Here is a 13,451-nt window from a genome sequence, read left to right on the forward strand (position 1 = left end):
AAAAATGCACTCAAACGCTTTTATCAGACAAATAAAATAAATATTTAATAATGGCTATTATTTATAAAAATCAGATTAATTAGTTTTGATAAAACAATGACAAGAGTCACAATAAAATTTTTTATATATAACAAAAATGCGGCTTCACATATTTATTTTGATTCACTTTGTTTGCCAGTGAGTCACAGGTTATGCAAAAATGGATTACCTCGTCCCTGTAGATAATATTTACTTATGCGAAATTCAGACAAACAAGAACGTCTCGTTAAAGCGTTTAAATTAATTTTAAAAGAAGAAAAATTCAGTTCTCAAGGTGAGATTGTTGATGCGTTGAAAGCACAGGGTTTTGATAATATTAATCAATCAAAAGTCTCTCGCATGCTCACCAAGTTTGGAGCTGTACGTACTCGTAATGCCAAGATGGAAATGGTGTATTGCTTACCAATTGAACTTGGTGTTCCAACAATCACTAGCCCTCTAAAAGAGCTAGTGATGGAAGTTGGCTTTAACAGTGCGCTAGTTGTGATCCATACCGGCCCTGGTGCGGCACAAGTGATTGCACGTTTATTAGATTCTTTAGGTCGACCTGAAGGGATCTTAGGTGTTGTGGCCGGTGATGATACGATTTTTATTACCCCAACCAATAACATCACTACCAATGAGCTTTATGTGTCAGTATGTGGACTGTTTGATTACAGCCACTGATCGATAATTAGGGTCTATCTAACTTCATACTGCATCGATATACATGCTCAAGAAATATAGACCCTTCGTTCATAGTGTCTCGTGATGATAAGCGGCACTAATGTTATCTATTATTTTTCAGATTTCTCATAACCCCAGCGAGGCACTAGCCCTTGCTCTATTTTGAGATGATCCAATATCCTTGCTACCATAAAATCAACTAAATCATCAATAGTTTGTGGTTGATGATAAAACCCTGGGGCTGCAGGCATAATCGTTACGCCCAATTGCGATAACTTAAGCATATTCTCTAAATGGATACTTGAAAATGGTGTTTCCCTGATCACCAGTAGTAACTGACCACGTTCTTTTATTACCACATCCGCTGCTCGCTCAAGCAAGTTATTAGACATGCCATAAGCAACAGAAGCCAAGGTTGATGCTGAACATGGGCAGATCACCATTTGCTTAGGTGCTGCCGAGCCAGACGCTACCGGCGAGAACCATTCCTCTTTACCACACACCACTAATTTTTCAGTTGGACACTGTAAATACTCAACTAATTGTTGTTGTGCCGTTGCTGGCGCCGCCGATAGTTTAAGTCCATGCTCTGTCGCTAGCACCACGCGTGCCGCGGATGATATCAACAGATAAACCTGATAATCTGCTGCTAATAAACATTCCAGCAACCGCAAACCATAAGGTGCACCAGACGCGCCTGTCCATGCTAATGTTATCTGTTTCGGTTTCATTATCTCTCACTTTTATTTTGCAGTTAATGCCGCTAATAACTTATCGTGAATACCACTAAAACCGCCATTACTCATCACTAAAATCGTATCACCACTTTGAGCTGATTCAACAATCTTAGCCACCAGCTTATCGATATCATCACTACAGAAAGCAGGCTGAGGGCATTGATCGGCAATTTCTTGCACTGACCATGGAATATTATCAGGCTGAAATAAGAAAACTTCATCAGCAGCACCTAATGCTGGGGCTAAATCATGTTTATGAACCCCTAACTTCATGGTGTTAGATCGTGGTTCAAGCACTGCTAGAATACGTGATTGATTTAATTTAGCCCTTAATCCACCTAATGTCAGCTCAATAGCTGTTGGGTGGTGAGCAAAATCATCGTATACCGTGACCCCGTTAACTTGACCTTTATACTCTAATCGACGCTTGGTATTAATAAATTTAGCTAATGATTCACAAGCCAAATTCGCCGTTACTCCAACATGGCGAGCTGCCGCAATTGCCATGAGCGCATTGTTGACATTATGATCGCCCACTAATGCCCAGTCCACAGTACCCATTAACAGATCATCAAGGTAAACATCAAATACGCTGCCATCTTCTCGCTTTTTATCAGCACGCCAATGGCCATCATTACCGATATATTCCACTTCACTCCAGCAACCCATTGCCAATGTTTCATCAATATTTTTAACCCCTTGCGGCGCTAAAATACGTCCATTTCCAGGAACAGTACGTACTAAATGATGAAATTGACGTTGAATCGCTTTTAGATCGTCAAAAATATCAGCATGATCAAATTCTAAATTATTCATGATCAAGGTCCGTGGGTGGTAATGTACAAACTTCGAACGCTTATCAAAAAAAGCACTATCGTATTCATCGGCTTCAACCACAAAGAACATACTTTCGCCAAGACGTGCTGACACACCAAAGTTTCCAAGTACGCCACCGACTAAAAAGCCAGGTTGATAACCACAATCATCAAGGATCCATGCCAACATACTTGCCGTAGTTGTCTTACCATGCGTACCAGCAACTGCCATCACCCAACGATCATGCAACAAATAATCCTGTAACCATTGTGGGCCAGAGGTGTAACGTAAATTATTGTTAAGCACATATTCAACACATGGATTGCCACGACTCATAGCATTGCCGATCACCACTAAATCAGGGGCTGGCTTTAATTGCTCAGGATCATATCCTTGAATTATTTCAATACCTTGAGATTCAAGCATGGTACTCATAGGTGGATAAACATTAGCATCTGAGCCAGTAACTTTATGCCCAAGTTGAGTCGCTAATGTGGCAGCTCCCCCCATAAATGTTCCACAAATACCTAAAATATGAATATGCATATATTGCTCTCTCCATCGTTAATTTTTATTAATGTCACGCTTTGACGTTACTTCGTTACCATAAAAAAGATCTTTATATACAATTCTTTATATAACGAAAAATACTATGAGGAATTGAGTCTCATTATGCGTTGAGATCCAACCAATATACAACTGAATCTCTCTACCCTTATGACAACATAATGCAAGGATTGTTTATGACCGATATTAGAACGCTTGGTGAATTTATTGTCGAGAAGCAGAATGATTTTCCTCACGCCAGTGGCGAGCTATCATCGCTATTAGGCTCAATTAAACTAGCGGCTAAAATCGTAAACCGCGAAATCAATAAAGCCGGGCTCGTTGATATAACAGGGACTGTAGGCACTGAAAATGTGCAGGGAGAAGAACAGCAAAAACTCGACCTTTATGCTAATGATAAATTTAAAGCAGCATTAGAGGCGCGTGATCAAGTCTGTGGTATAGCCAGTGAAGAAGAAGACCAAGCGGTCAGTTTTAATCGTCAATTAAACCGAGACGCTAAATATGTAGTGTTAATGGATCCACTTGATGGCTCATCAAATATTGATGTCAATGTATCTGTCGGTACAATTTTCTCTATCTATCGCCGTATATCCCCCGTAGGTTCACCAGCCACAGATGCTGACTTCCTTCAACCAGGTCATCGCCAAGTTGCTGCTGGTTATATTATTTATGGCTCATCAACCATGTTGGTTTATACCACAGGTAATGGTGTTCATGGCTTCACCTACGATCCTTCTCTCGGTGTATTCTGTCTCTCGCATGAAAACATGCAAATTCCGGTTGATGGCAATATTTACTCGATCAACGAAGGCAATTATATTCGTTTCCCACTAGGGGTAAAAAAATACATCAAGTATTGCCAAGAATGTGTACCACAAGATAACCGCCCTTATACATCGCGCTATATTGGTTCTTTAGTTGCCGATTTTCACAGGAATTTGTTAAAAGGTGGTATTTACCTTTATCCCAGTACTGCCAGTTACCCCAATGGAAAATTACGTCTCCTATATGAGTGTAACCCCATGGCACTATTAATTGAGCAAGCGGGTGGACGAGCAACAGATGGCCAACAGCGTATTTTGGATCTTATACCAACTGAATTACATCAACGAGTACCTTTCTTTGTTGGCTCAACCAATATGGTCAACAAGGTAGAAGCTTTTCTGCACGAAGTAGATGACCAATAGCAATGATGATTCAAGGTGGTATTAGCCACCTTGACAATCATTAATCCTCGTTTTATCGCCTTCAAAAACGCCTTAGGCTCGAGTGTTGTTTTTAGCCTCAATCATGATAACCTCAATATATGCAACATTTTATTAACCAAAAGGAATATATAATGGGCTTAAACAAAGTAACTGCCGGTCAGGACATTCCCAACGATATTAACGTTATTATTGAAATTCCTGCCAACGCAGATCCAATTAAGTACGAAGTAGATAAAGCCAGTGGCGCGATTTTTGTTGACCGTTTCACCTCTACACCGATGTTCTATCCATGTAATTATGGTTATATCAACCACACGCTATCACTTGATGGCGATCCGGTAGATGTATTAGTGCCAACTCCGTACCCACTACTAGCAGGCTCAGTGATTCGTTGTCGTCCAATAGGGGTACTAAAAATGACAGATGAATCAGGTGAAGACGCTAAAATCATCGCGGTTCCCCATTCAAAACTCAGCAGTGAATATAACCATATTAATGATATTGAAGATCTTCCTGCGCTATTAAAAGCTCAAATTGTGCATTTCTTCCAGCATTATAAAGAGCTCGAAGCCAATAAATGGGTAAAAATTGATGGTTGGCAGGGAGTTGAAGCAGCCAAAGAAGAGATCATGTCTTCATTTGCACGCGCTCAAAAGTAGCGAGGGGATGTAATGAAACCAGTACTCAAATATGGACTACTCATTACCACATTAAGCTTGTCAGTGCTGACTTCAACCAGCTATGCTAAAAATGTTTCTGTGCAGCAGTTTTGGCAATTACAGCAACAACAGCCCAATGTCATTATTGATGTTAGAACAGCGGCTGAATTTAACGATGGTCATTTAGATTCAGCCATCAATATACCTTATCAACAGATCGCGACTATAGTGGCGCATTATCCTGATAAAGCTCAGCCTATATTACTGTATTGTAAATCAGGCCGACGCGCAGAAATAGCCGCAACAACACTAGAAAAATTAGGCTACACCGCAATCTACAATGGTCTTAACTATAAAAAACTTAAATCAGCACAACCGCTACCGACTCAATAAAAGAGATAAAAAAGCCCGATTATTGCTAATCGGGCTTGTTATTGTTACCAGCTAAATATCTATATTGTGATTAATTAAATTCAAATTGGTAAAGTAAATCAACAGCCTGATCAAGACCAGAAACCGCTTCAACATACAAATTTCGCATTAATTTATAACGTAACGTAAATTCATCAACTTGGTTAAAGATACCTACGCCATACTTCACCTGTAACCCGGGAGCAATATAGCCACTGATCGTCACTTGTGAATCATCACCGGCACCTGAAGTTGATAAGCTTAGATCTTTAACACCTACAGCTTCACCAACATCACCAACAAGCTGACCACTTTGCGCCAGGCCCATACCAATTAAAGCAGTTGTCATTGCACTACTGCTATCACCAGAACTCTCAGCATCAAGATTCTTACCCGTTAGAATATATGACAATGCATTTTGCTGTGGCATTGCAGGATCCGAGAAAATATTCACTTCTGGTTTATCAGCAGGACCTGTAACACGTACTCCGGCAATAACATCATCTTCGACGTTATCAGGATCGCGAATCGCTTCAATAGAGAGATAAGGTTGCTCTGCTGGACCATTAAAGAGTATTTGTCCTTTACGGATCGACAATTCTTGTCCCAACGCACGGTAATATGATCCTTTGGCGATATTTACTTCACCATAAATCATCGGTCCTTTGCCATTTTGACGAACATTAAGATCACCTAACAAGCCTGCTTTTAAGCCAAACGCAGCCAATTTAACGTCATCACCAATATGAACAAATATATTGGTTTTGATATCAAATGGAACCGTCGACTTTTCTATCACTGGCTGTAAGTTATCTTTTAAGATCACTTGATCTTTCGATACTTTTACCGCTGATTTAGGTAATTGATTTACCGTAATTCTTCCCCACGGAATTCCAATTTTACCGGTGATCTCTGCTGACGTTGGCGTAGCCTCAATGGTTAAATCAGGAGAAACTTTTAATGCTACCATTGGTGGCATACTCACTTTCAACTCTTTACCATTGATATTAAGCTTCGTTTTCCAAGCTGCCATATCCTGCCAATCACCACTACCACGTAGTAATAATTGACCATCTGGCGTATAAATATTACCGATCAAGTTAGCGTTATAGCCATTAAATGCTAATTTGATATCTGCATTTTTAACATCTAACGGTACTTTACGTCCTGTAGCTTCAAGCTTAGTCACTTGTAATAAGCCATTAACTTTAGGATGTAAAATAGGTCCAGTCACGCTCAAATTAGTATCAACTTGACCACCAAACTTATGATAATCTTTAATCATAGGCTCAAGGAAACCTAAGGTAAAACGATCAAGTTTAACATTAGCATTGATCTGTTTATCACCTTGAAGGTTGGTGATCTTTGCCTGACCACTTAAATTACCATTATTCTTAATAGCAACTAACCAATTAGTATTTAAAGTATTATCTTGCATCTCAGCATTGACGGTTACTTTATTCCACCCTAATACTAATGGCTGCTCATCACTACTTACTTGCTGGCTCATTCTACCGGCAGGCATAATAATATTCGCCTTTAGATATGGCGCTGCTTTAGGTGACCATTTGGCATCAACATTTGCTCCTAACTCACCATTAACCTTTAACTCTGGTGGTAAGAACGGTTTTAACAGATCAAAGTTAAACTTACGTATCGCTAACTTCGCTTGTCCTGAAGCACCAGCAGTAAGATCTTGGGTTAAACAAATTGCTGCTTGTCCTTGTTGCCAACAATGAGCACCTACGGTTGCCATCGCCGTTTTAAGATCATAACGAATCGGTGTCGTATGGTTCAGTACCCAATCACCAACCGGTGTACTAATATCACCTTTAGCTAACGTACCTTGCCAACCTGTTTTCTTATTAAAACTACCATCAATCAATAAATTAGCACCAACAGGCTCACCTTTAGCATTAACACTTAAACTATGCTTTTGCTCAGTACCTTTAAATAGAACCTTAAGATCATCTAATGTTGTTGTACCATATTTACCTTTTGCTGCAGTTAGGCTGATATTCGCCTTCATATCAGGTAAAGGAGTCACATCGCCTTTAAGATCAAATGATGCTAACTGTGCTAATTGCTGCCAACCTAAATCATTACCTTGTAAATCAAGCTTAATATCTGGGGTTGCCATACTGCCAGATAACTTAACATCGCCATTAACAGCACCATGTAAACCTTTTAATGATTTAGATAAATCCGGCGCGTCAATCTTCGCTATCATGTTCCAAGCTTTATCTAATTGACCTTTTACTACCATCCCATTAGGACCGTGTTTTAATGTCAATCCAGGCGTATTTACTCGCAGTAAATCACCTTTACCATTAACGTCAGAGGCATCTAGCTTACCTACAAGTGTTAATGCTTGCTTCATAATAATGCCATCGATGTCTAACTGTGGCAGTTTAACAAACCAACCACCTTGCTTGGTTAATCCACCAGAGGTTACAAATTTGCCACTGACGTTACCTTTAGCTGCAGGCCACTGTAAACCCGGTTGAATATTCGCAAACGCCAGTTGTCCATTCCAGGTGACTAATTTTTGCCAATCAGCTTGTGCATTACCAGTAATCACGCCACCTAAGGTATTAATCTTCAAAGAAGAAAGATCAACCTTATTTAAGTCACCTTTACCATTTAACGCTAATTTAACTGCAGGCATTGGAGTGCCATCAATGCTACTTTTGGCCTTAAACGTAAAGCCTTTCAAGCTACCTTTAGCATCAATTATTGTATTATCAACCGTAAATTCTGCTGACTTATCAATTGGCCACTGCAAGTGTTTACTCGACATTGCGACATCAAAGGGAAAATCGGCTTTAAGTGGCGATAACTGACCTTTAATAACCGCATCCAACTTGCCTTTTAGCTGAGCATCAACAAGTAACTTTTGTAATGAACCACTGGCTTTTAACGTTAACTGATGCCCATTAACAGGCTTCATTGCGATCTTAGCATTCGCATTTAATGTTAATGGATAATCACCCGCTAATGTTACTTGTGCCTTGGCATTTAAATCAGCCTGTGGTGCATTAACCTGTAACTTTTCAACATTAATTTCACTGCCTTTCCCTGATGCTATCAGCTCAAGTAATGATACTTTTTGTGGGGTTTTACCTACCAACTCAAAGTTTTTAATCGTAAAACGTTCAATATCAAACGACATTGGCAATACAACATCAGGCAATGTAATCGCGGTAGTGTCAGACTTAGCTTTAATCTTTGCTGCTGGCTTAGATTTTGCTTTATCAGACTTTTCAGCCGGAGCAAGTGCTAACTTAATATTCTGCCAATCAGTTGGTTTTAACGTGACATGACTACCAACCACGGTTGCAGCAGTAGCAAAATGTTGCCAGCTAACTTTATTGGCTAGAATATCAAGATCAATATTATCTAAAGTAACTTTATCAATTTTGATTGGGACTGGAAGACTGATTTCTGTTACCGGTTCAGACGGTTGCTCAGGCTCAGTTGCTGGCGGTAATTTAGGCATCGAGAACTTAACGCCTTTTACACCTAAATCTGAAATACAAATTTCAGGCGTTAATAAACAACGCTCATCCAATGTTAAATGTAATTGTTTAACCGCTAAATTCATATTGCTATCTTGATAACGCACATCATCAACTTGAAAACCACTTAATAGTGATCCTTTTGTGGTACCAATTGATAACGCAGGTAAGGCTTTTTGCGCCCCCCAACTAGCAACTTTTAATCCCGCAGGAGTGTATAAAATAACAGCAACAGCAATAACTAAAAATAATAACAGGGCTAAAATAGCCAAAGCAATACGCTTCACCCAGATCATAATTCAGGCCCTAAACTAAAGTGAAGTTGAAATTTATCCTTGTCGGGTTTATCAAGTCCCCAAGCAAAGTCAATACGTACAGGACCAACTGGAGATGCCCAGCGCACACCAAAGCCCGTACCTCGCATCCAATCTGGTTTATTGTTATTCCAGGTCGAACCATAGTCATAAAATAATGCACCCCACCAATTACCATACAAACGATATTGGTACTCTATACTTGTCGTTGCCATATATTGGCCACCGATCATTCGACCAAGATCATTACGCGGCGAAATAGACTCATAGCCATAACCACGAATACTATTATCACCACCAATAAAGTAACGTAACGATGGCGGAATATCACGAATGCTATCAGCCAATACAGCACCACCGGCCACACGGAAGATACCACGTTGATTTTCACTCAAACTTCGAATCCAAGCTGATTTTGCCTGTAAACGGACAAAGTCAGTATCTGAACCTAATGCTTTATTCGCAAATTCAACTGAGAAATTGTATTTACTACCAGAAGAAGGGAAAACCCCTCCAGAGAATTCACTTTTGCTATAAGATAATCCTGGTAAAAATACATTGAAGGTACCTTCTTCATCGCCACCTTGCTTGTATTTTTCATTCAACCAATGTAACGATACCGTACGCTCCCAATTTGACGCCAATTTCCAGTGACGTTCGACACCTAAGCCCAATTGAGTACTAATAGTATCGTGACTATCAACGTAACGAATCCCACCAACAATTTGGTAATAATTATTAAGAACATCATCTAATGGAATTCGATAGGCTGCTTCAACCTTAGGCTGCTCTTTCGATATCTCTGATTTGAGGTAAAAGCTGTGACCATTACTGGTGATCCATGGCTTTTTCCAGTTAAATTTCAAACGTGGGCCAGTATCAGTTGAAAAACCAATACCTGTTTCAATTTGATTTCTAACCTGAGGTGTTACAGCAACTTCAATCGGAATTTTATCATCCTTACGTTTAGCGACATCACCACCAACATAAATAGATGAGAACCAGCCAATATTAGATAAACGTTCATTATACAAACCTAATTTAGACGCTAAATAGGGTTCATTTTCAGTATAAGGGATCATCGAACGCAGACGTTCATCCTTGATTTGGCTGCCAGTAAAATGTGTCTCACCAAAAGTATAGCGACGCCCAGAATCAAAATCGATCGTGATGATCGCTTCATTACGACTAGGAATAACACCTAATTCGCTCTTCTTTAACTCCGCATCAAAATAGCCGCGGCGTACCGCTAAACTTTGCAATGAAGACTTTAACGTTTCATATTTACCTTGATTAAGCGCTTTTCCTATACCTAAACCGCTATTTTTTAATAACGAGATAAAAGCAGGATCATCTTTCGCATCGCCAGTAATAACAATATTACTTTGACTAATATGCGTACGCGGGCCAGCATCAACCGTTACGGTAATTGCTATTTTTTTGCCACTGCCCTTTACATGATAATCATAAGTCGGCTGATAATAGCCAAGCGCCTGTAAAGCCTGACTTATCTCAGATTTTACTTGTTCTTGAAAACGTAACGTATCACTGTAATCACTTGGAGAAATCGCAGAGAGATACGCATCAACATTATCTTCAAGGCTGCTTTTTAACCCCTTAACTTTAAGAGATGCCGCCATTGTCGGACTTGATAATACTAAGGCAAAAGATGCAATACCCAGCCACTGATAAACTTTATTCATTCGGATTATGCTTCTTGGAAAAATTAGATTCATTCACACGATCTATTTTGGTAAATACTGTATACCCATACCAACAATAGCTATCAATATTATTGATAATAAACTACTCAATTCAAATATCTATCATTAACAACAAATTCAATTCGTCACATCGAATATTTATAGAGACAAACAATTTTTCAGGTAATAACCCCAAATAATTACATCGCAACCAAATAACTCTAGAACAGTTCTTCACATTGTTGACATAAAAAGAACTAATAATGCACTAAATATTATCAACAAGCGTCGCAAAATGAAAATAGTGTTCTTATTAGCATTCTAAAGTTTACTTCTCTCGTACTCATAACTATCTTTATTTATGTCATGCTTAATTTAACTTTTCTTAAGGTATTGTCGTAGACAGTATTTGAATTTCTTTATTCACTTCTGATAAGACATTCAATAACTTAATGTCCGCAGATTTTGGTGGAACTAAACGTCCATATTCAAATTCAAACCCACCAATACCTATGATAAAAAGCCGCCCTTTAAAGAAATTTTTAACATATTTTGCTATTTGAACAGGACGATAGACTTGAAAGATTCTCAACATATATCCTCACATAATAATCAATACAACGTGTTTATTTCTATTAACATCGAAAATATGCAAACAGTTTGCCAAATAAATTCAGCTTAAGTGATTAATACTAACTTGTTACAATCATCATTATGTAAAATACAATTAACAGAACTAATAACGTTATGAATAAAAGGATTATTATGTATAAGAAATTATTAGCAGTAGCATTTATTGCGATCATCCCGACATTAGCTCACGCCAATAATCTTAAAATGAATACAACACTACCCGCAATTACAGTAACGAACAAAGGTGAACTTATACTGAATGATAATAGTATTGGCTATCAATCTTGGAATAGTACCGAGCTAGTAGGAAAAACACATATCATAATGGCAATAGCAGGTAGAACATCTGCAAAGAAAATTAATGCAAAATTAGTCAATGCGATTAGCGCCGCAAAGTTTCCACAACAAAAATATCAAACAACAACAATCATCAACCAAGATGATTCGATTTGGGGAACAAGTAGCTTTGTAAAAAGTGCTGCTGAAGAAAGTAAAAAGCAATATCCTTGGTCATCGATTGTACTTGATAGTAATGGTAACGTACAAAAAAGTTGGGATTTACAAAAAGAAAGTTCTGCAATAATCGTCCTAAATAAAAATGCTCAGATCCTATTTATTCATGAAGGAGCGCTTAATCAACAACAGATACGACAAGTCATTGAGTTAGTGAAAAAAAACATCTAATCTCTGTTTTATCATTCAAGAAATATCATTTGTGACCGCTATTAATAATAGCCTTATTGTAAATAGACATTTCACAATGACATCATCCCAAAAAACGTTAAAAAATGCGTTAGAAAAAAGATCTTTTACAAACAGTAAAACTAGAACTCACTCTCTAGCGCAACACTTTGGTTATGATTGCTTAATTAGGTCCGATCACAAGTCATCTTTGGCAGAACGGTATCTGCATAGTCAACAATTACAATACCAACGTGAACAACAGAATATAGAAAAAATATTCAAACTAACTTACGATGAGTGTAAAAATGAAGCAACAACTGACCCTGATCAGGATTGGTTAGTACGTTTTATTCAAATGGCAAAGCAGGTATATAGCCCATCAATGCAAATTTTATGGGCTCGAATTCTCAAAAAAGAGCTTATACGCCCAGGATCAACATCTTTAAAAACATTAACTGTTTTGATTTCAATGACCCAAAAAGAAACATTCTTATTTCAACGAGTCATCAGTGTATGTTGCCAACTAGGAAAAAAGACGAATAAAGTAATCATTACCAGTATCAAAACACCATCAAAGTTCATTCAATTCGGAACAAAAATAAAACATTACCCGATCGTATACGATCAATACAACCTTCCCTATTCCAGTATCGTTATTTTAATGGACTTAGGGCTTATACTAAAAACAGAATTTGAATCAAGTACGATTGCTCACTTTATGCAGTTTCAATTACATCTGCAAAATGCTCACTACAGCTTAAATTGCCATAATAAAAACACATCGTTTACTTATTACCGTCTATCTCCAATAGGACAAGAAATTGCATCATTAATCGAATATAAAAGTAATTCAGAATTCCAAGCTTACTTACTCGAACGACTTTCCCAACTATTTACAGTCATCACTGATTAACAAAAATCATGATATTAAAGGCAGCAATAATAATGAATAGTGCGAGTTGACAACAAACTATTTACTCACTTTATATGTATGAGGTTACAGTTTGAAAGCTAATCTTATATTAGTAATACATATTCAAGTGATTAGATGGGTTTTAAGCTACCGGGATAACGAACGCCATGGATAGAGAAAATACCAAATAATGTCGGGGAGATTATTGATCATTTGAACGACTACTTCACCGTCTCTATTCGGTATCATTTACTTTTATACAAACGTAAAAAAGCCCTAATCTTTCGATTAGGGCTTTTCTATATAATGGCGGAGTGGACGGGACTCGAACCCGCGACCCCCGGCGTGACAGGCCGGTATTCTAACCAACTGAACTACCACTCCGCAGTGTCTATTCAGCATAAATGCAACTTGTTTTGCCTTAAGATTTTCTTAAAATCTTAAAACAAGAAATTAAAGCCTGGCGATGTCCTACTCTCACATGGGGAGACCCCACACTACCATCGGCGCTATTACGTTTCACTACTGAGTTCGGCATGGGATCAGGTGGGTCCATAACGCTATGGTCGCCAAGCAAATT

11 protein-coding genes, 1 tRNA gene and 1 rRNA gene are annotated in these 13,451 nt (G+C 38.4%); 6 read left to right on the plus strand and 7 right to left on the minus strand.

The genetic code is table 11. The features are described 5' to 3' along the window. The first annotated feature begins 234 nt into the window (after positions 1 to 234). On the plus strand, positions 235 to 705 hold the full coding sequence (gene argR, locus PAND9192_RS16875) for a transcriptional regulator ArgR (protein ID WP_087854674.1): 471 nt from the start codon (positions 235 to 237) through the stop codon (positions 703 to 705). 110 nt (positions 706 to 815) lie between these two features. Here the strand turns inward: argR and PAND9192_RS16880 are convergent, their stop codons facing one another. Together PAND9192_RS16880 and mpl are read right to left on the minus strand one after the other, a co-directional pair. Next, a complete protein-coding gene (locus PAND9192_RS16880) occupies positions 816 to 1,436 on the minus strand; it encodes a flavin prenyltransferase UbiX (protein ID WP_087854675.1) in 621 nt (206 codons plus the stop codon). Between the two features lie 12 nt (positions 1,437 to 1,448). Then, the gene (gene mpl, locus PAND9192_RS16885; protein ID WP_087854676.1) at positions 1,449 to 2,804 is read right to left on the minus strand and encodes a UDP-N-acetylmuramate:L-alanyl-gamma-D-glutamyl-meso-diaminopimelate ligase; all 1,356 of its coding nucleotides are present in this window, start codon (positions 2,802 to 2,804) and stop codon (positions 1,449 to 1,451) included. A 197-nt stretch (positions 2,805 to 3,001) separates the two neighbouring features. Here mpl and fbp point away from each other — a divergent pair, with 197 nt between their 5' ends. The 3 genes from fbp (at position 3,002) to PAND9192_RS16900 (ending at position 5,088) form a co-directional block, all read left to right on the plus strand. Continuing rightward, the gene (gene fbp, locus PAND9192_RS16890; RefSeq protein ID WP_087854677.1) at positions 3,002 to 4,015 is read left to right on the plus strand and encodes a class 1 fructose-bisphosphatase; all 1,014 of its coding nucleotides are present in this window, start codon (positions 3,002 to 3,004) and stop codon (positions 4,013 to 4,015) included. Between the two features lie 152 nt (positions 4,016 to 4,167). Further along, positions 4,168 to 4,695 (plus strand): inorganic diphosphatase, encoded by a 528-nt coding sequence (ppa, locus tag PAND9192_RS16895; protein WP_087845931.1) that lies wholly within the window; start codon positions 4,168 to 4,170, stop codon positions 4,693 to 4,695. A gap of 12 nt (positions 4,696 to 4,707) precedes the next feature. Continuing rightward, positions 4,708 to 5,088: a rhodanese-like domain-containing protein gene (locus PAND9192_RS16900; protein ID WP_087854678.1), complete on the plus strand. Its 381-nt coding sequence runs from the start codon at positions 4,708 to 4,710 to the stop codon at positions 5,086 to 5,088. A 70-nt stretch (positions 5,089 to 5,158) separates the two neighbouring features. Here PAND9192_RS16900 and tamB read toward each other — a convergent pair whose 3' ends face one another. The 3 genes from tamB to PAND9192_RS16915 all read right to left on the minus strand — a co-directional run bounded on the left by tamB (position 5,159) and on the right by PAND9192_RS16915 (position 11,236). Further along, entirely contained in the window at positions 5,159 to 8,920 is a 3,762-nt protein-coding gene (gene tamB, locus PAND9192_RS16905) for an autotransporter assembly complex protein TamB (RefSeq protein ID WP_087854679.1), read from the minus strand. Then, the gene (gene tamA, locus PAND9192_RS16910) at positions 8,917 to 10,641 is read right to left on the minus strand and encodes an autotransporter assembly complex protein TamA (RefSeq protein ID WP_087854680.1); all 1,725 of its coding nucleotides are present in this window, start codon (positions 10,639 to 10,641) and stop codon (positions 8,917 to 8,919) included. The genes tamB and tamA overlap by 4 nt, the downstream gene beginning before the upstream one ends. A gap of 385 nt (positions 10,642 to 11,026) precedes the next feature. Further along, positions 11,027 to 11,236, minus strand: coding sequence for a DUF1107 domain-containing protein (locus PAND9192_RS16915; protein ID WP_087854681.1), 210 nt, complete (start codon positions 11,234 to 11,236; stop codon positions 11,027 to 11,029). 170 nt (positions 11,237 to 11,406) lie between these two features. Here PAND9192_RS16915 and PAND9192_RS16920 point away from each other — a divergent pair, with 170 nt between their 5' ends. Both PAND9192_RS16920 and PAND9192_RS16925 read left to right on the plus strand, forming a co-directional pair. Next, positions 11,407 to 11,958: a YtfJ family protein gene (locus PAND9192_RS16920; RefSeq protein WP_087854682.1), complete on the plus strand. Its 552-nt coding sequence runs from the start codon at positions 11,407 to 11,409 to the stop codon at positions 11,956 to 11,958. Positions 11,959 to 12,034: 76 nt separating this feature from the next. Next, positions 12,035 to 12,871: a TIGR03899 family protein gene (locus PAND9192_RS16925; RefSeq protein ID WP_087854683.1), complete on the plus strand. Its 837-nt coding sequence runs from the start codon at positions 12,035 to 12,037 to the stop codon at positions 12,869 to 12,871. Positions 12,872 to 13,178: 307 nt separating this feature from the next. Here PAND9192_RS16925 and PAND9192_RS16930 read toward each other — a convergent pair. Both PAND9192_RS16930 and rrf read right to left on the minus strand, forming a co-directional pair. Then, positions 13,179 to 13,255, minus strand: a tRNA-Asp gene (locus tag PAND9192_RS16930). Positions 13,256 to 13,329: 74 nt separating this feature from the next. Continuing rightward, positions 13,330 to 13,445, minus strand: a 5S ribosomal RNA gene (rrf, locus tag PAND9192_RS16935). Between the last annotated feature and the right edge of the window lie 6 nt (positions 13,446 to 13,451).

Origin of the sequence: Photobacterium andalusiense, assembly GCF_900185625.1 — a bacterium.
Lineage (GTDB): Bacteria > Pseudomonadota > Gammaproteobacteria > Enterobacterales > Vibrionaceae > Photobacterium > Photobacterium aquimaris.

Excerpts from the sequence above, each read along its gene's own strand:
- fbp (WP_087854677.1), top strand. The coding sequence starts at position 3,002 with ATGACCGATATTAGAACGCTTGGTGAATTTATTGTCGAGAAGCAGAAT.
- mpl (WP_087854676.1), bottom strand. The coding sequence starts at position 2,804 with ATGCATATTCATATTTTAGGTATTTGTGGAACATTTATGGGGGGAGCT.
- ppa (WP_087845931.1), top strand. The coding sequence starts at position 4,168 with ATGGGCTTAAACAAAGTAACTGCCGGTCAGGACATTCCCAACGATATT.
- tamB (WP_087854679.1), bottom strand. The coding sequence starts at position 8,920 with ATGATCTGGGTGAAGCGTATTGCTTTGGCTATTTTAGCCCTGTTATTA.
- PAND9192_RS16915 (WP_087854681.1), bottom strand. The coding sequence starts at position 11,236 with ATGTTGAGAATCTTTCAAGTCTATCGTCCTGTTCAAATAGCAAAATAT.
- PAND9192_RS16925 (WP_087854683.1), top strand. The coding sequence starts at position 12,035 with ATGACATCATCCCAAAAAACGTTAAAAAATGCGTTAGAAAAAAGATCT.
- argR (WP_087854674.1), top strand. The coding sequence starts at position 235 with ATGCGAAATTCAGACAAACAAGAACGTCTCGTTAAAGCGTTTAAATTA.
- PAND9192_RS16900 (WP_087854678.1), top strand. The coding sequence starts at position 4,708 with ATGAAACCAGTACTCAAATATGGACTACTCATTACCACATTAAGCTTG.
- PAND9192_RS16920 (WP_087854682.1), top strand. The coding sequence starts at position 11,407 with ATGTATAAGAAATTATTAGCAGTAGCATTTATTGCGATCATCCCGACA.
- tamA (WP_087854680.1), bottom strand. The coding sequence starts at position 10,641 with ATGAATAAAGTTTATCAGTGGCTGGGTATTGCATCTTTTGCCTTAGTA.
- PAND9192_RS16880 (WP_087854675.1), bottom strand. The coding sequence starts at position 1,436 with ATGAAACCGAAACAGATAACATTAGCATGGACAGGCGCGTCTGGTGCA.